The sequence below is a fragment of the Ancylomarina sp. 16SWW S1-10-2 genome, assembly GCF_009669305.1.
Classification (GTDB): domain Bacteria; phylum Bacteroidota; class Bacteroidia; order Bacteroidales; family Marinifilaceae; genus Ancylomarina.
Genome location: NZ_SADB01000002.1, coordinates 198195 through 217934 on the forward strand (window position 1 = coordinate 198195; position 19740 = coordinate 217934).

13 protein-coding genes are annotated in these 19740 nt (G+C 32.3%); 8 read left to right on the forward strand and 5 right to left on the reverse strand.

Annotation, left to right across the window (positions count from 1 at the left end; all coding sequences use genetic code 11):
* Positions 1-223: 223 nt before the first annotated feature.
* From EMN46_RS02845 to EMN46_RS02875, 7 genes are all read left to right on the forward strand, one after another.
* Positions 224-4057 carry an ATP-binding protein gene (locus tag EMN46_RS02845; RefSeq protein ID WP_154199162.1) on the forward strand — a complete coding sequence of 1278 codons (3834 nt, stop codon included), beginning with the start codon at positions 224-226 and terminating at the stop codon, positions 4055-4057.
* Between the two features lie 403 nt (positions 4058-4460).
* Complete coding sequence (locus EMN46_RS02850; RefSeq protein ID WP_154199163.1) at positions 4461-7646, forward strand: ATP-binding protein; 3186 nt, start codon at positions 4461-4463, stop codon at positions 7644-7646.
* A gap of 529 nt (positions 7647-8175) precedes the next feature.
* Positions 8176-8727, forward strand: coding sequence for a TetR/AcrR family transcriptional regulator (locus EMN46_RS02855; protein WP_368667488.1), 552 nt, complete (start codon positions 8176-8178; stop codon positions 8725-8727).
* 53 nt (positions 8728-8780) lie between these two features.
* Positions 8781-9641 (forward strand): SDR family oxidoreductase, encoded by an 861-nt coding sequence (locus EMN46_RS02860; protein WP_154199164.1) that lies wholly within the window; start codon positions 8781-8783, stop codon positions 9639-9641.
* A gap of 23 nt (positions 9642-9664) precedes the next feature.
* Positions 9665-10147 (forward strand): hypothetical protein, encoded by a 483-nt coding sequence (locus EMN46_RS02865; RefSeq protein WP_154199165.1) that lies wholly within the window; start codon positions 9665-9667, stop codon positions 10145-10147.
* Between the two features lie 162 nt (positions 10148-10309).
* The gene (locus EMN46_RS02870) at positions 10310-11323 is read left to right on the forward strand and encodes an HPP family protein (protein WP_154199166.1); all 1014 of its coding nucleotides are present in this window, start codon (positions 10310-10312) and stop codon (positions 11321-11323) included.
* A 659-nt stretch (positions 11324-11982) separates the two neighbouring features.
* Positions 11983-12945 carry a hypothetical protein gene (locus tag EMN46_RS02875; RefSeq protein WP_154199167.1) on the forward strand — a complete coding sequence of 321 codons (963 nt, stop codon included), beginning with the start codon at positions 11983-11985 and terminating at the stop codon, positions 12943-12945.
* 47 nt (positions 12946-12992) lie between these two features.
* On the opposite strand, the gene EMN46_RS02880 is transcribed toward EMN46_RS02875, so the two are convergent.
* Positions 12993-14927, reverse strand: a complete 1935-nt coding sequence (locus EMN46_RS02880) for a Na+/H+ antiporter NhaC family protein (RefSeq protein ID WP_154199168.1) — start codon at positions 14925-14927, stop codon at positions 12993-12995.
* A 151-nt stretch (positions 14928-15078) separates the two neighbouring features.
* Between EMN46_RS02880 and EMN46_RS02885 the strand changes: the two genes are divergently transcribed.
* Entirely contained in the window at positions 15079-15669 is a 591-nt protein-coding gene (locus tag EMN46_RS02885; RefSeq protein WP_195715163.1) for a YqgE/AlgH family protein, read from the forward strand.
* On the opposite strand, the gene EMN46_RS02890 is transcribed toward EMN46_RS02885, so the two are convergent.
* The 4 genes from EMN46_RS02890 to EMN46_RS02905 are packed head-to-tail and all read right to left on the reverse strand — an operon-like array spanning position 15666 to position 19730.
* Positions 15666-16520, reverse strand: a complete 855-nt coding sequence (locus tag EMN46_RS02890; protein ID WP_154199170.1) for an aminotransferase class IV — start codon at positions 16518-16520, stop codon at positions 15666-15668. The two genes, EMN46_RS02885 and EMN46_RS02890, sit on opposite strands and share 4 nt — an antisense overlap.
* 2 nt (positions 16521-16522) lie before the next feature.
* Positions 16523-17020 (reverse strand): HAD-IIIA family hydrolase, encoded by a 498-nt coding sequence (locus tag EMN46_RS02895; protein WP_154199171.1) that lies wholly within the window; start codon positions 17018-17020, stop codon positions 16523-16525.
* A 9-nt stretch (positions 17021-17029) separates the two neighbouring features.
* Positions 17030-17626: a rhomboid family intramembrane serine protease gene (locus tag EMN46_RS02900; protein WP_154199172.1), complete on the reverse strand. Its 597-nt coding sequence runs from the start codon at positions 17624-17626 to the stop codon at positions 17030-17032.
* A gap of 31 nt (positions 17627-17657) precedes the next feature.
* Positions 17658-19730 carry an OmpA family protein gene (locus tag EMN46_RS02905; protein WP_154199173.1) on the reverse strand — a complete coding sequence of 691 codons (2073 nt, stop codon included), beginning with the start codon at positions 19728-19730 and terminating at the stop codon, positions 17658-17660.
* Positions 19731-19740: the final 10 nt, after the last annotated feature.

Sequence of the window (19740 nt, forward strand, 5' to 3'; positions counted from 1 at the left end):
ATTCAATAAACTTTAATGTCTTAATTGGAAGCATTTTTTGTGAAGAAAAGTGCTTATTTTAAAAGTATAACATGTATGTAAGCATCTTATCTAAATTTGACCATGGTAAATGCGCTTGGTTGTTGCTATTCTAATAATTAGCTACTTTTACAATAAATTGGAGAAAATCATTACAGTAAGTATTTGATAATATTGATGAAAGATTAAATAAACATCTAGAAATATGAATAAGTTGTTTTTGAAGTATAATTACAGCCTTTATTTGACCTACTTAATAAGCTTACTACTAATAATTTTAGGGGTAACTGTAATATTCGGCTGGTTTACTCACGAACTCACCTTAATTCAGGTAAATGAATCTTTTGTTCCTATGGTGTTTAATACAGCTATAGGCTTTTTAATCAGTGGAATGGGCTTGTTGTTTATTCTGATGAATAAAAAGAATTGGTCTATATTATTTGCTGCAATTTTAATAATACTAGGCGTATTAACACTGGTACAATATATATATCCAATAAATCTGGGAATTGATGAGGTGTTTATTGACAATTATATTACCAGAGGAGCTGCATATAAAGGACAAATGGCTCCCAACACTGCTTTTTGTTTTTTGCTTACAGGCATAGTCTACATCGTTTATTCATTAGGTCTATTTAAAAATCATATTAACAAGCTGCTAATTCCACTGGGTTTATTGATATTTATAATTGGCTTAATATCAACCGCGAGTTATTCTCTAGGTTTAGCATCTTCTTTTGATTGGTCTAAATGTAACGAAATGGCCATTCATACTTCCATTGGATTTATGTTATTAGGATTTGGAATTTTAAGTTGGCTTTGGTTTAATAAAATCAACAAATATCTTTTTTCATCTTCAATTCAATCCCGATTGATTATTTCAATCATTATACCAGTAGTCTTGATTTTTATTTCTGCATCATATTTTAATATGATGAATTTAAAAAACATAACAGTTGCCAAAACAGATGCGGAATTGAGTATGTTAAATTACCAGTCTGCCAATATAATTGACCAAGAACTGTTTAAGGTAGAAGGCGTTCTCAATGAATTAAAAATGAGGCTTATCAATGAAAACGATATTGATGAAAAAATACTTTATGAGATACTTGAAGAGAATGTTCGTTCAAATAACCTCATTTATGGTTCTGCGATTGCATTTGGTCAATATAAATACAAAGAGAATAGACGCCTTTTTGCACCCTATGTTTATAAAACAGATACGGGTTTGTGTCATAAAAACGTCGCAGATGCATATGATTATGCTGAAAAGGAATGGTTTACTAAACCCCAAGCAGATCGAAAATCAGTATGGACTGAACCTTTTTACGATGATGGTGCCGGAGATGCATTAATGTGTACTTATTGTGTTCCTATATTCAAAGACAAAGAATTATGGGCTGTTATTACTGTAGATGTCCTTTTACGCGATTTGGCAAAAGAAATAGGTTTGATTGTCTCAAACGACTTTGATTATTATATCGTTTCAACTTCGGGTTACTATATTTATAATTCATATGATAAAGATCAAACAGGGAAGCATTTTCATTCAACGTATTATAAGAAAAACTATACTTCTGAGAATATTGAAGATTTGTATAGCGTTTTCACCAATAATTTAACGGGTAAATTTAATTCTACAAATGTCTACTACAATTCTAATTATTGGTATTATTATGTACCTATCGCTAATGCGCCTTGGAAAGTATACTTAGGAATTCCCGAATCAAAAGCGTTTGAAGGTCTCATTAGTGAATTAATAAATAGATTCATTATGATGTTGCTAATGATAATGCTGTTAATGGTTATCATATACTTCATATCAAGAAAGTTAACTGTACCCATTCTTCAACTTAGTAAAGCAGCCGAAAAAATAGCTTTGGGATCGCCTGAAGATATTATCGATATTAAAACAAATGACGAAATTGGCCAATTGGCTCATGCATTTAATTTGATGAGCCTTAATTTGAAGGAAAGGGAACAATCTTTAGCTCAAAGCGACGAGAAATTTAGCTCTTTTGTGGAGCAGACTTCAGAAGGTGTTTACTTTCTTAAAATGAGAAAACCAATACCTGTTAGCATGCCTGTTGAAGAGCAAATTAAACATATTTATGAAGGATTTATTGTTGAAGCAAACGATTCACAAGCAAAAATGTCTGGGTATTTAAAGGCAGATGATATAAAGGGAATTACACTTGCCGAATTTCGTAGAGGTAAGAATGAATTAGAGGATATTAAAATTCTTAAATCATGGATTAAATCAGGGTATCGCATTACTGGAAGAGAATCTTCGGATCTTGACAAAAATGGAAATAAAGTATGGTTTTCGAATAATGTGATTGGCTATGTCGAAAATAGTTATTTATTGCATTTATGGGGATCACAAACTGATATTACTGAGCGAAAAAAACTAGAAAACACGAAAGATATTCTAGTTAATATATCCAATGCTGTACTTACAACGGATAATTTTGAGTCCTTTTCTCAATTCATTTTTAAGGAGTTTAAAAAAATCATCGACACCAGTAACTTTTTTATTGCTTTGTACGATGAAGAGACTCAGTTGATTTCATCTCCTTTTATTGCAGATAAATTAGATGAAGAAATTATAAGTTTCCCAGCTGAAAAGACACTTACCGGTTATGTTATTCAAACCAAAAAATCATTATTAATAAATGAAGATGAATTTTCAAAACATATTAAAGAAGGTCATTTCGAATTAGTAGGCCCACTTTGCCAAGTATGGATAGGAGTTCCTTTATTAATTAAAGGTAAGGTGATTGGAGCTATTGTTATTCAAAATTATGAAGGTGAAAAAATGCTTGATAATGAAGATTTAAAAGTGTTGGAATATATAGCACCACAAATTAGTTTGGCTATTGAAAGGAAAACAACCCTTGAAGATTTAAAAATTGCATTGGAAAAAGCACAAGAATCGGACCGATTAAAAACAGCATTCTTGGCTTCTATGAGTCATGAAATAAGAACGCCGTTAAATGCAATTGTTGGATTCTCTACGCTTATTGCTGAGGAATCTGAGGATCTAAAATTATTAGACTTATCAGATACTATTCACAATCAAAATGATTTACTCTTACAATTAATTGACGATTTAATAGATTTTTCGAAAGTTGAAGCAGGTATTTTAGATTTCGACAATAAGCTCTTCGATATAAATAAAATTATTATTGAGCTATCCTTAATTTTTAATACAAAATGCCACAAAGATGTTGAGTTAATTGCTAAAAGTTCTTTTGATTCATTTATTGTTTCATCTGATGAATTACGAGTAAGGCAAATCTTCTCCAACCTTATTTCCAATGCCATTAAGTTTACTCGTAAAGGGAATATTTCTTTTGGTTATGAAGTCGTTGATAATTCTGAAATACGATGTTTTGTTAGAGACACAGGAATAGGCGTGCCAATTGATAAACAAAATGAAATTTTCGAAAGATTTACCAAGCTTGATGCATTTTCTCAAGGAACAGGCTTAGGCTTATCGATTGTGAAAAATATTGTTGAGTTAATGAATGGAGAAATTTGGTTAGAGTCTGAGCCAGGAAAAGGCTCCTGCTTTTATTTTAAAATACCATCTTTAATTCAAAAACAAGGCGAGCTTAAAGTAAAGGATAAACCGAGTATGATTGAAAAAAATATTAAGAAAACCGATATTACCATTTTAATAGCAGAAGATAATGAATCCAGTTCCTTTCTTTTGGAAAGAATATTAGAAGCCTATAATATGAATATTCTTCGTGCTAAAAATGGACAAGATGCCGTTGAACTATGTAAGTCGAGAAGTGATATTGATATGGTGCTGATGGATATTAAAATGCCAATTCTTGATGGTTATGACGCAACTAGACAAATAAAACAAATAAGACCCCATTTACCTATTATTGCACAAACAGCTTATGCAATGGAGGTCGATAAAAATGATGCAAAAGAATCTGGTTGTGATGACTATATTTCGAAACCAATAATTAAGGAGAAATTAATAAGTCTACTAAAAAAATATATTCCAGAAATTGGGTTATAAATATTGATTTATTTTTTGAATAAATAAAGACCAGTACACAACAATATATACAAATAATAGCCGATATATCTCACAATATGTTGGAATGTAGTCCGAAGGAATATTAATCCAATTAATTATAATCATGTTTTGTAATGATGACTTATAATTGTGCGTTTTAAGTGAAAATGGGAGTATTTTTTATTCACAAATATCTGATGCCTACTTATTACAGCGATTTATAGTAATTACGAATAATATTTTGCAGGATTTATATTATATGTTTAGTTTGAATTGGTAAATTCAGTATTCCAATTAATCTGGTTTCTGTAAAATATATAAAAAGAAATCCATATTTAAAAGTGCACAATACTAACTTGTGTGGTATGTATTTGGCTACTTTAAATCTTGATATATTAAAAACATGCATTATTTAATTAAACACATAAAATTCAAAAATATACTATGCTTTACACTTGCATTGATATGTTCTATTTCTTTATCTCTAGCACAAGAACAAGGTGCAATCCATGTTGTTAATTACAGTTATAAAGATTATCATGCAAACGAACAAAACTGGGCTACGATTGAAGGTGATAATGGAATTTTATATTGTGCCAATAGTGATGGTGTTTTGGAATATGATGGATTTACCTGGAGACTTATAGAACTCTCTAATAAGTCGGTTGTACGTTCATTTGCAAAAGACAGTAGCGGAAGGATTTATGTGGGAGGGAACAATGAATTCGGTTATCTTTCCGCAAATAATAAAGGTGAATTGACTTATGTTTCCTTATTGGATAAGATTTCAAAAGCTCCCAGCATATTTAGTAATATTTGGAATATTAAAGTACTTGATGATCATGTTTATTTCAGTTCTTATAATTATATATTTATTTTAGAAAATAATTATATTAAGATAATTAAGGCTGTAGATTTTTTTGCGGGATGTTTTTCATATAATCATCAAATGTATGTTCATTCTGGGCATGAGGGATTGAAAAAAATTCAGAACGATTCTCTTGTTGATATTCCATTTGGAGATTTTTTTAAGGATAAAGATATCTGGAGTTTTAAAGAAACGAAGGACCATAAAATACTTGGATTTGATAGTAAAAATAAGTTTTATACAATCGATCTCTCTATTAAAAATGTATCATCTGCGTCAGATTTTATATATCAGTCCCATTTTGAAATAAGTAAGCAACTGGAAAATTTAGAAGTATATACTTTTACGATATTTAATGATGGGTCATTCGGCTTTGCAACCTTTTCGGGATTCTATCACTTTAGTGAAAGTGGAAAACTTATTCAAAATATAAATTCTAAATCTGGGTTATTAAGTGAGATTATTTGGAATATTTATCAAGATAGCCTAGATGTTTTATGGCTTAGTACGGATAATGGAATTAGTAAAATAGATATTAATTCGCAACTTTATTATTGGGGTAAATCACAGGGTGTTAGTAGTTATCCAACTGATGTATTACGTATAAATAAAACCTTATTTGTTGCGTCTTTAAGTGGCTTGCAATATGTGAGAAATAATCAAGTTGTTAATTCCGAACTGGTTACTGATCAATGTGTGGCTTTTCTCAAGTTTAAGAATCCCGAAAATATACTTCGCCCTAAATATCTTATTAGTTTATATGATGAGGGTATTATTGAGCTTAACAAAAATAAAAGTACTAATCTGTTGCATATCAATGCATGGAAAATGCTGCAGTCTAAAAGAAAACCTTCTCTAGTGTATGTTGGAGCAGAGGATGGCTTACACATCTTGGAATTTAAGGATTCGAAATGGCATTCAGTTGGAAAAATTCCAGGGATTAATGCAGACATTCGAAACATTTTTGAGGATGATAATGGCGTTATTTGGTTGGGAAGTCTATTAAAAGGGATCTTTAAAATAGAACTTTCGAAAAATCTACTGAAGCCTTATAAAATAACACATCTCGGATTGAATAATAATTTGCCATCCCTTAAAGAAAACATTCCATTCGATTTAAATGGGCAATTAGTTTTTGGAACGAGTAAAGGTTTATACCGTTTTTCTGAAAAACAAGACCGGTTTATCCCTGATTCACTATTAGGAATAGCGTATTGCAACGGGAGTAGAACAATAAACTCGTTAGGAGTCGATTCTGTAAGCCGTGTGTGGATAGGAGGGAAGGAAAATGGAAACGCATTTTTAAGTGTTGCTACACCCAATACTGAAGGTTTCTATACTGTTGTTAATGTCCCTTTTGCTGGGATTAATGATGCCGCAGTAAACTTGCTTTATGTTGAACCAGATAGTACAGTTTGGTTTGGGAGTCCTGAAGGATTGTACAAATTTAAGGGGGAAATTCCTCAAGGACCGGAATCATATCCTTGTTATATAAGAAAGGTTCAACTTAAGAAAGATAGTGTAATTTATTTTGGCGAGAAGTCATTTACAGATGGTGATTTTAGACAAAACAAACCAATTATTGATTATAACCTAAATCTTATCTCATTTCAATTTGCATCACCATTTTTCTTTAGCGAAGATTTGACTCAATATCAAACTTGGCTCGAAGGATTTGAAAACGAGTGGTCAGTTTGGTCTAGGGATACAAAAATTGACTATTTAAATTTAACAGAAGGAGATTACAAATTTCATGTTCGCTCTAAAAATATTTATGGAAGAATTAGTGATGAGGATGTTTTTCAATTTACGATTCGTCCGCCATGGCAGCGAACAGGTTTTGCTTATACATTATATGGAATTTTAGCCATAGTTTTTGTATGGCTAATAATACGAATAAACTCAGCACGACTAAAAAGACTTAATAGGCGACTAAAAGAAACTGTAGAAGATCGAACAGCTGATATATTACAACAAAAGACAGAAATTCAAGAGCAAAAGGAGAAACTACAAGTCACGAATGATAAACTTGTAGAAACAAATGCAACTAAGGATAAGTTTTTTAGTATTATATCTCACGATCTCAGAAGTCCATTTAATAGTATCTTGGGCTTTTCTGACTTATTAAATAATGAATATGATTCGTTTGACGATGCAGAGAAAATAGATATGATAAGAGAACTAAATAAATCATCCAAACATGCTTATAATTTGTTGCTTAACTTGCTTACATGGGCTCGAGCACAAAGGGGCCGAATAGAAATTAATAAAGAACTGCTTAACTTAAAGGATCTGGTTGAAACTAGTATTGCTCCCTATGTGATTAATGCTTATGGAAAAGATATTAAAATAGCAATTCATATTTCTTCAGAAACCATGATTTCGATTGATAAAAATACCTCTATCACAATTATTGGCAATCTGGTAAATAATGCCATTAAGTTTACTCCTGAGGGGGGAACTATTACTATTAACTATTGCGAACAGGGAGATAATATTGAACTGCACATTATTGACACTGGTGTTGGTATGAGTTCAGAAGTTATTGGGAAATTATTCAAGATAGATGAGAATATATCAACCCGAGGAACTAATAATGAAAAAGGTACAGGATTAGGACTTATACTTTGTAAAGAATTTATTAACAAAAATGGCGGGGAAATTTCAGTTAAAAGTGAAGTAGGAAAAGGGAGCCAATTTATCATCACTTTTCCTAAGTAAAATAATATAAAATTAGCCTAATATTGAATTTAGATGGATATCAAAATGATATAATGTATGTGGACTATAGTTTTGATATTGTTGGATGTGTTTAATGATAGCCATGACGATTAATTCAAATTTTAGAGCGTTAAAATACCATAGACCACAGAAATAACAATTTACCAATGGAAATCATGTTTTTGTTATAAGGGTATATAATTAGTGCTAAGCATCTCAAGCGAAAGCTAGTGATGTTTTTTTATTTACAAACGCCCACGTTTAGCTTCTGCAGTTAGTTATATACTTGGAAGTCATGGTCAAGGTTCTGATAAGATAACGGTACCCGCTCATTATGGAATTTGTATATTATGAGTAACAGGCACGGCTATTAATTATTTTGTTTCGTATCATCAAGAAAGCAATAATCCATAACAATAGTTTCTTAAATAGAAAAGCAAGACCGTTATTTCGCATTAGAAATCTGAATATTTGTAAAAATAATTAATAACACTTGGAATAATCATTCCATTATTTATATATTTGTAGTGTGAATAAAAAAGACACCATATTATTATCAGCCCTTAAACTACTTACAGAAAAAGGAGTACATAATACACCTATGTCTGCTATTGCAAAAGCTGCAGGTACAGGAATGGGGACTATCTATAACTATTTTCCTAACAAAGAAATATTGATCAATGAGATTTATATAAATATAAAAGAAAATGAGAGATCTGTATTTCAAGCCTTTGATTCTACTCAACCTATAAAAACACAGTTTGAGGTTTATTATACTGAAATTATTGATTTCTACATCAATAATCCAATGTCTTTTAGTTTTATGGAGCAACTTCAAGCTTCTCCAATTATAACGGAAGATAGTAAAATGGAGGGACTAAAGGCTGTAGATTCAGTGTTAAAACTTTTAGAGAAAGGTCAACAAGATAGAATCATTAAGGGGGTTGAAATAGACGAATTACTCTTATTCATTGGTGGTGCAGTACTATCGTATTTGAGATGGTATTTTAATCAGACAGAAGTAAATAAGAAGTCCCTTTATAATCAAAAGCAAATGGTTTGGGACGCAATTAAAGAATAAAAAATTTACATCAATTATGGAATGAACGTTCGCTCCATTATTAATTTGTAATTATGACTAAAAACGTATTAATTACCGGAACTTCAACAGGTGTAGGATTTGAAAGTGCAGTTCTATTTGCACAAAATGGTTACAAGGTTTATGCTACGATGCGAAATTTAAATAAAGCCGATGAACTGAAAAAGAGAATTGAAGAGGAAAATTTAAACATTGAATTGCTTCCTCTTGATGTAACGGATATTAAATCCATTCAAGCAGCAGTTAATTCGGTCGTTGAAAAAGATGGAAAGATAGATGTATTGATAAACAATGCAGGAGCTGGTTTTGCAAAAACAACTGAGCAGTCAACAGTAGAAGAGATTAAATGGGTAACCGAGGTCAATTATCATGGTGTGGTATATTGTACACAAGTGGTTTTACCATTTATGAGAAAGCAAAAATCCGGTCAGATTATTAACGTTACTTCTGTGGGTGGTTTAGTGGGCCAACCTTTTAATGAACTGTATTGCGGCGCTAAATTTGCTGTTGAAGGCTATATGGAAGCACTGGCAACTTATGTAAGTGATGCTTTCAATATAAAAATTTCGAATGTAGAGCCTGGTGGTATTATCACAGAATTTATGAATTCGGCAGTTGAAAAAACTATTACTGATGGACAATTAGCTAAAGGAGAATATCTTCCAATATTCAATAAATACTTAAGCAAGATTCAAAAACGTACAGATGAAAGTCGTGTGCCACTTCACCAAACCGGACTACAAGTAGCAGAGGTAATTCTTACTGTAGCACAAAACGACAATCCTCCTTTGCGAGTGCGGACCTCAGATTGGGCTGAAAATTTGTGCAATTTAAAAACACAGGCAGATCCTGATGGGAAAAAAATAGTGAATCAAGTAAAGGAATATTTTTTATAACAACAAGTAGCACTATAAGTAATATGGAAAATATATTAAATGAATTTTTAAAGAGTGAAAAATCATTGTATCTATTTGCTGGAATTATCGGTGTCGTTTCTATGGTAGTTGGTTTGCTTTTTCTTCTGTTTTCAAATCATAAGAGTTTTGCGCTAACCATGTTAATTATTGGTGTTTTGGAAATGGTGGTTATGTTTCCAAGCTATCATAACTATCAGAATAAAATTGATTCTAAAATTTCATTCTATGAAAATAACATAAATGATTTTGAGGAACTCGAATCTGCAAATATCAAAAAGGAGCTAAATTCCTTCTTCTTGCTCATGCTCGTTTATAGTGTTTTGATAGTTGTCCTGACAGTAATATTGTCAAGATTATCATACAACTCAATTCTTTTTGGAATATTTACAGCCTTAATTTTGCACCTTGCTTTTGCCATCACTATTGACAATTTTGGTGCAAGGTATACTAAGAAGTATCTTACAGAATTAACAAAACTGGAATAATAACGTGGCATAACAACATAGATACTTGTTTAATAAAAATAAATCGTAATGGGAAATCAAAAAATCACTCAACTTCGAGGCGTATTTTAAAATAAACTAGGCAAATGTATTTGTCCATTTTAATATCTTTGCAGACGAATAAAAAAATATGGTGTTCCAAAAATGAACAAATCTAAATTAATCCGTTACCTATTTGGCTTAATCCTGATTGGCTTAATGGTAGGCGTTTCGGAATGGCTCGGTGAGAAAGAAATTATATTTCCAGAAGTTGCAGCACTGATACTTGGCTTGTGGGTTATCGATAAGAAAGTTTGGACCATAAGCAGACCTCTGATTGTGATATTGATGACAGTGAGTGCTCTTTTTGGTGTTTTCCTTGTGGGCTATTCACCTTTCCCAATGCTAGCAAACATTGCTCTTTCATTTATCTTTACCTCTCTTTGTCTCTTTGTTACCCGTACTAGCTTAATTCCGATCATCTCGGCTTCCATGTTGCCGGTACTGTTGAGTACACATTCGTGGGTTTATCCTCTCTCTGTTTTCTCAATGAGCCTTATATTGGTTTGTGTACAGTGGGTTTTTGAGAAAAAAGGATTGCGTCAGTTTGTGAATATTAATTCAAACAAAAGTCCTTATCGGCATGGTTTAGGGCATTGGATAAAATTGCTTGTGGGCATCCTATTCATAGCGGTAATTCCTGTGTACACAGGTAATATGTATTTTATTGTACCGCCACTTGTAGTTACTTTTGTAGAATTCAGTTCTTCGTCGGCAGGTTTTCGTAATCGTCCTGTTCAGATTTTCTTTGTACTAGTCGTTTCTGCAATCCTTGGGGCATTCTGTCAATGTATTTTGCATGAGGTGCTTGGCTTTTCGGAATTAAGTACGGTGTTGTTACTTTTTGCCTGTCTTTTTCTGTTTATCGAAGTCGTTGGTGAACCTTTTGCACCAGCATGTGCTATTGCCCTTGTTCCAATGATTATTCCACAACAGAATGTCCTTTTGTATCCTCTTCAGGTAGCTGGAGGTGCTGCGCTTTTCCTGTTTATGGCAATGGTGTTTTTCCTGAAATGTTACCGTTGGAAACGTGCACAGCTTTTGGTCTGTTTTGTGCCTAAATTTATGAGAAGTCGGATATCAAAACCTTCTAAACGAGTAGTCAGATTAAAAGCATAAGGCACGAACCACTTGCGAAGCCTAAGTCGATAAATTATTAACTAGGTATAGGACATAGGATTTAATCCTCGACTTTTCTTCCAAAAAAATGCACAATGGTATAAAGACTGATAATGCCTACTGGGAATATAATCTAAGAATTTAAAACTCCATAGGCCGCTGGAATAAGACCAAAAATCGTTTTAATTGACGGAGAAAGTTTTAAAGTTTAAAAATATTCAGAACAATTATTTTAACTTGTCAAAACAACTGCAGAAAAGCATTTAAAGAAGATGAATCTGCAAATATCAAAAAGGAGTTAAATTCCTTCTTCTTGCTCGTTTATAGTGTTTTGATAGTTGTCCTGACAGTAATATTGTCAAGATTATCATACAACTCAATTCTTTTTGGAATATTTAAAGCCTTAATTTTACACCTTGCTTTTGCCATCACCATTTACAATTTTGGTGTAAAGTATACTAAGAAGTATCTTACAGAATTAACAAAACTGGAATAATAACGGGGCATAACAACATATATACATGTTCAGTAAAATAAATCGTAATAGAAACACAAAAAATCACTCAACTTCAAGGTGTATTTTAAATTAAACTAAGCAAATGTATCTGTCCATTTTAATATCTTTGCGTGATAACTAAATATAGATTAATAAAGAAAAAATGAAAAACACCTTACCAAAACTAGCTTACGAGATTTTAAAGATTGCTAATCGTGAGTTACCTAGATCAGTTTTTTTGAAAGAGGTGTCGAATTTACTCATTGATACATTGATATTTTCAGAGCTGAAAATATTACAAAAAATTCCAAAGTCAGAATCGCAATATGAGTTAGTAAATTGCACAACCAATCTTTTTGATTATAATATTATAAATGGAGTTGAATTATCGCAGCATTTAGGAAATGAGGGCTGTGCAAGTTTATGGAAATCAATATTAGAAGATAAATTTGACTCTTCATCAACTTATTTTTCAGAGAATGGATCTTTTTGGACAATCAATTTTAACAATATTTCCATTCCTTATCAGGTGCAACTAGATACAACAGCATCTCAAAATGAGGACGGGGAACAAAGTAATTATTCGTTATTAATCATACCCTTTATTTATAATTCTCAGAGAGTTGGATTAATACAAATTAAAAATTTGGATCCCAAACTATTTTCAAATTTAGGAACTAATCAGTTTGAAGATTTTGCGCAAACTCTTAGTGTTATATTGACTAATCAATACACCCAGGCTCTTTTACAAGAACGTGTAAAAGAACTTGCTCTAATGTATAAGATGTCAAATATTACAAAGCAAAAATCGATTTCATTTGAGAATATTATCCAAGACATTATTAAATTGATACCTCCAGCTTGGCAATACCCTGAGTTAACTAGAGCCAGAGTTTCTGTAAATGGTGTAAATTACTCAGATGGTCCCATAAACGAATGCGAACATAAATTAGTGTCCGATATTATTGTGAATAATAAAAAGTGTGGTTTCATAGAAGTTATATATACTGAAAAATGTCCTAATCTAGATGAAGGGCCTTTCTTTAACGAAGAAAGAAGGCTTTTGGATAATATTTCGGAGGAACTATCGACCATAATTAGTGCTCAAAATAATATATTGATTTAATATTTCGATAAGGCCAATATGTAGCTCTGCTCAGGATAATGTATTACCTAATCCTCAACCTTTTTCCCAAAGAAATGAACAACGGAATAAAGACTAATCATACCTGTTGGGAATATAATCCAATTTGAAACACCATAAGCCGCTGGAATAAGACCAACAAGAATGGATACAGCACCAACAGAGAGTGCATAAGGCATTTGAGTACGAACATGTTCTATGTGATTACACGAGCTTGCTAGAGAGCTTAAAATCGTTGTGTCTGATATGGGTGAGCAATGATCGCCAAGAACAGAGCCTGCAAGAATAGCTGAGACAGTAATATAGAAGATGTCCATTGATTCTTGGTCGCTTAATCCGACACTATGACTTAAATACCACGAGGCTGGCAAAATAAGTGGGTAAAGTATAGCCATTGTTCCCCAAGAGGATCCGGTTGAGAAAGCAATGATTGCCGATAGAATAAAAGTTAATGCAGGTAAGAGTTGTGGTGCCACATTCACCGAAATCAAGATATTCGAAATAAAATCAGCCGTGTGTAAGTCTTTAGTGATATCGGCCAACGCCCAAGCAAGAATCAAAATAAGAATTGCCGTAAGCATGGTTTTAAATCCCTTAAGGAGGCTATCACTCACTTCGTGTATAGTCAGAATTTTTTGACTCATTGTAAGCCCTGCAGCTACAAGTACGGCTGTTAGCGACGACCAAAGTAGTGCCAAGTAAGAATCGGAAGCACCTATAATATGTGATAATTTTTTACTGAAAGCTATTGTCGTATCATTCCAAACAGTGCTGTCCCAACCCGTATAAAATAAACCTGCCATTGTGCCAAATATCACAATGAAAATTGGAATTCCGGCGTTATACCATCTAGGACTGATATGCTTTGCCATTTCTAGTTCATTCTCTGCTTTATCTTCTGAGTCAAGCTCAATATCTTGTTCTTGCTGTTGATTTCTCGCATCCTTTTCAGCTTTATACATGGGTCCAAAATCTTTACCTTTATAGATAATGAAAAGCATAAAGATTAGCATAAAGAAAGGATAGAATCGGCTAGGTAATGAGTTTAGGAAAATGCTGTAAGGATTTTCAGTAACACCAATCTGAACTGTTGCCGATTGAATGTAACTCAATTCGATACCAATCCAAGTTGTTATCATGGCAACAGAAGCAACGGGGGCAGCTGTAGAATCGACAATATAGGCTAATTTCTCACGAGAAATTTTAAGTCTATCAGTAACGGGACGCATGGTATTACCAACCACAAGTGTATTGGCGTAATCGTCGAAGAAGATTAAAACTCCCAATAGCCAAGTAATAAATTGACCCGATTTTGCCGTATTGGCATATCTGGATAGAATATTCACTATACCTTGCATGCCACCATTACGGGAAATTAGCGTAACCATGCCACCTATAAGCATGGAGAATACAATAATGGAAATATGTCCTGTACTGTGAACTGAATTGATAATATAAGTATCTGCAATGGCAAATATAGCTTTAAAAAAGGCTATAAATATGGATGTGCCTTTGTAAGAGTAGATGATAAATGTTCCCGTAAATATGCCGATAAAAAGAGCAGAAAATACTTCTTTAAAAAGTAATGCCATAATGATGGCAACGAGTGGTGGTATTATCGATAGCCATAATGGGATAGGAGTGATTAATTCTGATTGAGTTTTGTTACCTATTCGGACTTCAACTATTTCCTTTTTATTGAATTGATGTTTAAAGGCTAAATAGGAATCCTCAAATTCGTACTTCGTTTCAATATTGCTGATATAGAGCTTAAGTGAATCCGTTTTTATTTGTTGGAGTAAACTAAGGCTTGGTTTTATTTTTATAGACGAGTTTATATTTGTGACGATTATAGATGGATATTCAACTGAGAAATGATCTGTATCATCAGCATAAGTATTCAAATTGAAACTTAATATTAGAATGATGAGGGGAAGAAAAGTTTTTTTAAGAATCGAATTCATAGGGTAATTTAGGATTTATATTTGCGCTTTAAATATATGAATTATTATTAGCAACAATTTAGGACCCATGAAATTTTATATTTTTTGGTTGTAAATCTTTTTTGATTCCTTGATGAATTTGATTATTTTAATTCTTTAAAACTTGATAGTTGTGGACGAATCATATGACATATTTCGCATTGAAGCGAATGATATAAAGCCTGAAAAGGGTAGGGTATTGATAGCTGAACCATTTTTAGAAGGGCAACAGTTTAATCGATCAGTTATTTTATTGACTGAATTTTCGGATAAGGGTGCAGTCGGTTTTGTTTTAAATAAGCCTTCTCGTTTAAATTTAAACGACGTTTTAACTGATTTGGAAACTTTCAATAGTAAGGTCTTTATAGGTGGACCTGTGCAAAATAACCAAATTTACTATTTGCATACAGTTCCTGAATTAATACCAAACTCATTTCAAATTTTAGATAATCTTTTTTGGGGAGGTGATTTCGAAATACTGAAAGAGTTAATCCGCTTAAAGAAGATTAATAATGATCAAATCCGTTTTTTTGCTGGTTATTCAGGATGGAGCGCAGGACAACTTGAAGCAGAAATTAAGGAGAACTCATGGTTGGTAAGCACCCTTGACTCCAATGATTTAATGTCCGTTGATAATGGTGATATATGGGGAAAGTCTTTAATTCAACTTGGCGGAAATTTTAAACATTGGGCTAACTTCCCTAAAGATCAGAATCTGAATTAGTTTTCAGGGAAAGTCCTTTTGTTTAATTCTTCCATTAGAATTTTAGCCTTTTTGTTAAAATATCGTCTTTCTCCGTAGGCAACTACCCAGCGAATTCCAACAATAGCATTAGTCAAAAAAATTTCATCTGCTTCGTTCAATTCCTCTGGTTTCATAATGCAATCATCATAAACTGTCATCCCTAAGTCTAGTGCAATTTGAATTATTTGTTCTCTCATTATGCCATTTACAGCACCACTTTCTACCGATGGGGTAAATAAAATGCCATCTTTCACTACAAATAAATTCGAACTAACACTTTCTACAAGGTTTTGCCTTTCGTTTATAAGAAGACAATCATCCCACTTCATTTCCTCTTTGTATAAACCAGCCAAAATAAAAGGTAATGAATTGCCTGTTTTAAAAGCTGATAGTGAATTTGCGTTTTTCCTATAGCTATCGAAAAGGCCAATTTTTATTCCTTTTTTGTTTAAGAAATACTTTGGTTCGTCTAGCTTGGAACTTTCAATTAAATAGGAAATACTATTGTCTGTGGGGGTATATAAGCCACCTGAATTTCTGAATACAGACAAACGTATTCTTGTTCCTAGAAAGGATTTATTCTTGGTTATTAATTTCTTAATATTTTTCTCAATTGTATTATGGAAGTTAATTGGTATTTCCATTTTCAATTTCTCCATTCCTATCGTTAAGCGCTCAATATGTTCTTGGAAGAATTGAATTTGAGTTCCATTTGTATGAATAGTTTCGAATAATGAGTCTCCATAACGAAAAGCTCTATTTTTAGCAGAAAATAAAACTGTATCGTCTGAGTAAAATTCGCCCTTGTAAAAAAGTTGATGTGAGTTCATAACTAAATTTCTCCTTTTAAAATTTGATCACAATAGATAGAAATATCTTCGTTTGCTTCAATTTTTATTCCTTTTATCCCAGCAGCATTAGCAGCTTCAATATCACGTTTACTATCACCAATCATATACGATTTATGAATATCTATATCATATTTTTCAACAGCTTGGTTGATCATGTAGGGGCTTGGCTTTCGACATTTACAAGCCGCCACACTATCGTGGTGTGGGCAGTAATATATCTCTTGTAAAAAAACATGGTTCTCTTTCAATTTAGCTTCTAGATATGCGTGAACTTTATCAACATCTTCGCAGGAATAAACACCCTTAGCCACACCTCCTTGATTGCTGATAATGAAAAGTTTATATTCTGATTCTTGAAATCGTTTAAGTGAATGAATTATTCCCTTGTTAATGATGAAATCTTCTACTCTGTAAATATAGTAATGCCCTATATCGGAGTTTATAACACCATCGCGATCAAGAAAAATTGCTTTTTGCATATTGAGAGTTTAAAATAACTTTTGCAAAAATATGGAGAATAATTCAGGTTTTATAAGAATAGGAAATAGAAATCCAAAAAGGGCACCATAAAAATGACTGCTGTGTCCAATATTATCTGCTTGTTTTTTGTTCATATAGTAAGAATAAGCCAGATATAGAACACCAAAAACAATTCCTGGAATTGGAATAACAAAGAAGAAATACAGCATTTGCCATGGATTAAAAAAAATTGTTGCAAATACAACAGCAGAAGTTGCTCCCGAAGCACCTAGTGCATTATAATTGAAGTCATTTGCATATTTCTTTAAATCGTAAAGACTTGAGAAAACAATGCTACAAAGGTAAAGTGCGATAAAATAAAATGTACTTGATCCCAAATAATGTTGGAAATAATTCTCGAGTGCTTCACCAAAGAAAAATAGAACAATCATGTTTACAATCAAGTGGTTCCAGTTGGCATGAAGAAAGGCATGCGTTATGATTCGGTACCACTGATTACGTTTTATTATTTGGTAAGCATTAAATTGATAGCGATAAAGTAACTCTGTTTTGTTGAAGGCAGTCATCGAAATAATTACTGTGATGACTATTATTATTGTGGTCATAATATTCTTTAATGTGTATAATGTCTTATTCTTAGAATGTTTCAACTAATTTAACTACAATTGAAGTCCTTTTCGTATTGAACCCTATAGATTCTATTTTGATACGATTTGAAGAAATTCCTTTTGAAATCATGTAGTTCATTGCTTCTGTAGCTCTTTTCAAGCACAAAGCGTCGTTATCTTTTGTTCCCTTATTTGTGTTTGTGCTTGCTGTAACTTCGATTAGAATATCTGGATTATTAGTCAAAATTTCAATAACATTATTTAGTTCACCTTTGGTGATCTCAGATAAACGCCAACCATGATTAGGAAAAGTTGATGTTTGTAATTCAACCGTTTGATTTTCTTTTGTCTCTATCATATCGATAGATTGAATCTCATCATACGTATAATTCGTTAAAACTGTTGTAAAATAACCTGGTTTAGAAATGATTAGATCATAAAAGTTACCCTTGTCAACACCTAAAGAAAAATTACCATTAATATCTGTTTCACAGTAATTTGAAAGATTGTAGGTTTTATTTACGACTTCAATTTTAGCACCTTCAATTGGGTTAGAAGAGAATTGATTTTTAACAAAGGCTTTAACTTCGGCCCAAGGAAAATCTTCAAGTCTAATCTTAATATTTATTTCTTTTTCTGAGTTTTGTGGAAAATATAAAATGCGTTTCATCTTATAGTCTTCCTTTTTAATAATTAAGCTATATTTCTTATTCTTAAAAATATTAAAACTGAAATTACCCGAAGAATTTGTGTAGGTTTTATCTAAAACAATATTGTTGTCAACAAGAAAAACCGCTACGCTATCAATAGGTTTATTGGGGCTAAGTTTAGCGATTCTTCCTTTTAGAGTTTCCTGTTGTTTTGGATTGCTTTGAAATTCAAAAATATCGTCGCTCAGATCTCTATTTGATGAAAAATAACCTATTTTTTTCTTTTCATTATATAGGTATGCAAAGTCATCCTTGTCTGAATTGAAAGGGTATCCTATGTTTACAGGATACGACCAATGGTTTTTTACAAATATTGATTTGAAAATATCTAAACCGCCAAAACCAACATGTCCACTTGATGCAAAATATAGCGTGTTGTTCTTGTCGATATATGGAAACATTTCGTTTCCTAAAGTGTTAATACTTGGACCTAAGTTAATCGGTGGTCCCCAAGAGAAACCACGTTTTTTACAATAATAAATATCAGTTCCTCCATAACCTCCTGGCATATTCGAAATAAAATAAAGTGTTTTCCCATCTTTCGAAATGGAAGGATGACCAGTGGAGTACTTATCGCTTGCATATTGGAATAGTTCAGGTTTATCCCATTCGTTGTTATTATGCCTTGACATGTAGATTTGCAACTGAGCTTGACCATTTAAATCTACAATACCTCTATTACGAGAGAAATATATAAATTTTTCGTTGGATGAAAAGGACGCAGAACCTTCGTGGTATTTAGAATTTAAATCACTAGATAAGGGTTGTGGAATGGTATACTTAGTCCCTGCTTTTTTTGAAAAATAGAGGTTGAAATAATGATCTTTAGTTTTTCGATTAATTTGTTTCGAGTATTTATTCGAACGTCCCGAAACTAATATGATACCATCTTTATATAAGGACGTTGCATAATCAGTTTGAGGCGTATTAATATTAATTGATTTAGTGATATATAAACTATCATTATTTATTTCTTTAATAAGCTTGCAGGCTTTAATATGTTCAAATACAATTTTGTTAGATGGTCTAAGCTTACTATATTGAATATACCATTTTTCGGCTTCCTCGTATTTATGGAGTCCTTTTAACAAGTCTGCATAGTTGAGAATATCTATAGGATCTGCGTCAGTATTTTCAGCCATTCTTTTTCCAATAGCAAGAGCATCTTTATTCTGTTTTGTCTCAATATAACATTTGAATAGAATTCTTTTGGCTTCTTTGTCTTTATGGCTTAGTGTGTATTCCTTAAGTATAGGAATAGCAAGATTATATTCGTTTTTGGCAAAGTGTTTGAGACCTTTTTCGAGGTCTTTATTCTGTGCAAAAACGGATGCTTGTGTTAATATGAATATGGAGGCAACAAAAATTGTTGTTAGCAATTTTTTATACATAGTTTAAATA

Bases quoted from the DNA above. Each gene is read 5' to 3' on its own strand.
- EMN46_RS02845 (WP_154199162.1), top strand. From the start codon at position 224: ATGAATAAGTTGTTTTTGAAGTATAATTACAGCCTTTATTTGACCTAC.
- EMN46_RS02850 (WP_154199163.1), top strand. From the start codon at position 4,461: ATGCATTATTTAATTAAACACATAAAATTCAAAAATATACTATGCTTT.
- EMN46_RS02860 (WP_154199164.1), top strand. From the start codon at position 8,781: ATGACTAAAAACGTATTAATTACCGGAACTTCAACAGGTGTAGGATTT.
- EMN46_RS02865 (WP_154199165.1), top strand. From the start codon at position 9,665: ATGGAAAATATATTAAATGAATTTTTAAAGAGTGAAAAATCATTGTAT.
- EMN46_RS02870 (WP_154199166.1), top strand. From the start codon at position 10,310: ATGAACAAATCTAAATTAATCCGTTACCTATTTGGCTTAATCCTGATT.
- EMN46_RS02875 (WP_154199167.1), top strand. From the start codon at position 11,983: ATGAAAAACACCTTACCAAAACTAGCTTACGAGATTTTAAAGATTGCT.
- EMN46_RS02880 (WP_154199168.1), bottom strand. From the start codon at position 14,927: ATGAATTCGATTCTTAAAAAAACTTTTCTTCCCCTCATCATTCTAATA.
- EMN46_RS02890 (WP_154199170.1), bottom strand. From the start codon at position 16,520: ATGAACTCACATCAACTTTTTTACAAGGGCGAATTTTACTCAGACGAT.
- EMN46_RS02895 (WP_154199171.1), bottom strand. From the start codon at position 17,020: ATGCAAAAAGCAATTTTTCTTGATCGCGATGGTGTTATAAACTCCGAT.
- EMN46_RS02900 (WP_154199172.1), bottom strand. From the start codon at position 17,626: ATGACCACAATAATAATAGTCATCACAGTAATTATTTCGATGACTGCC.
- EMN46_RS02905 (WP_154199173.1), bottom strand. From the start codon at position 19,730: ATGTATAAAAAATTGCTAACAACAATTTTTGTTGCCTCCATATTCATA.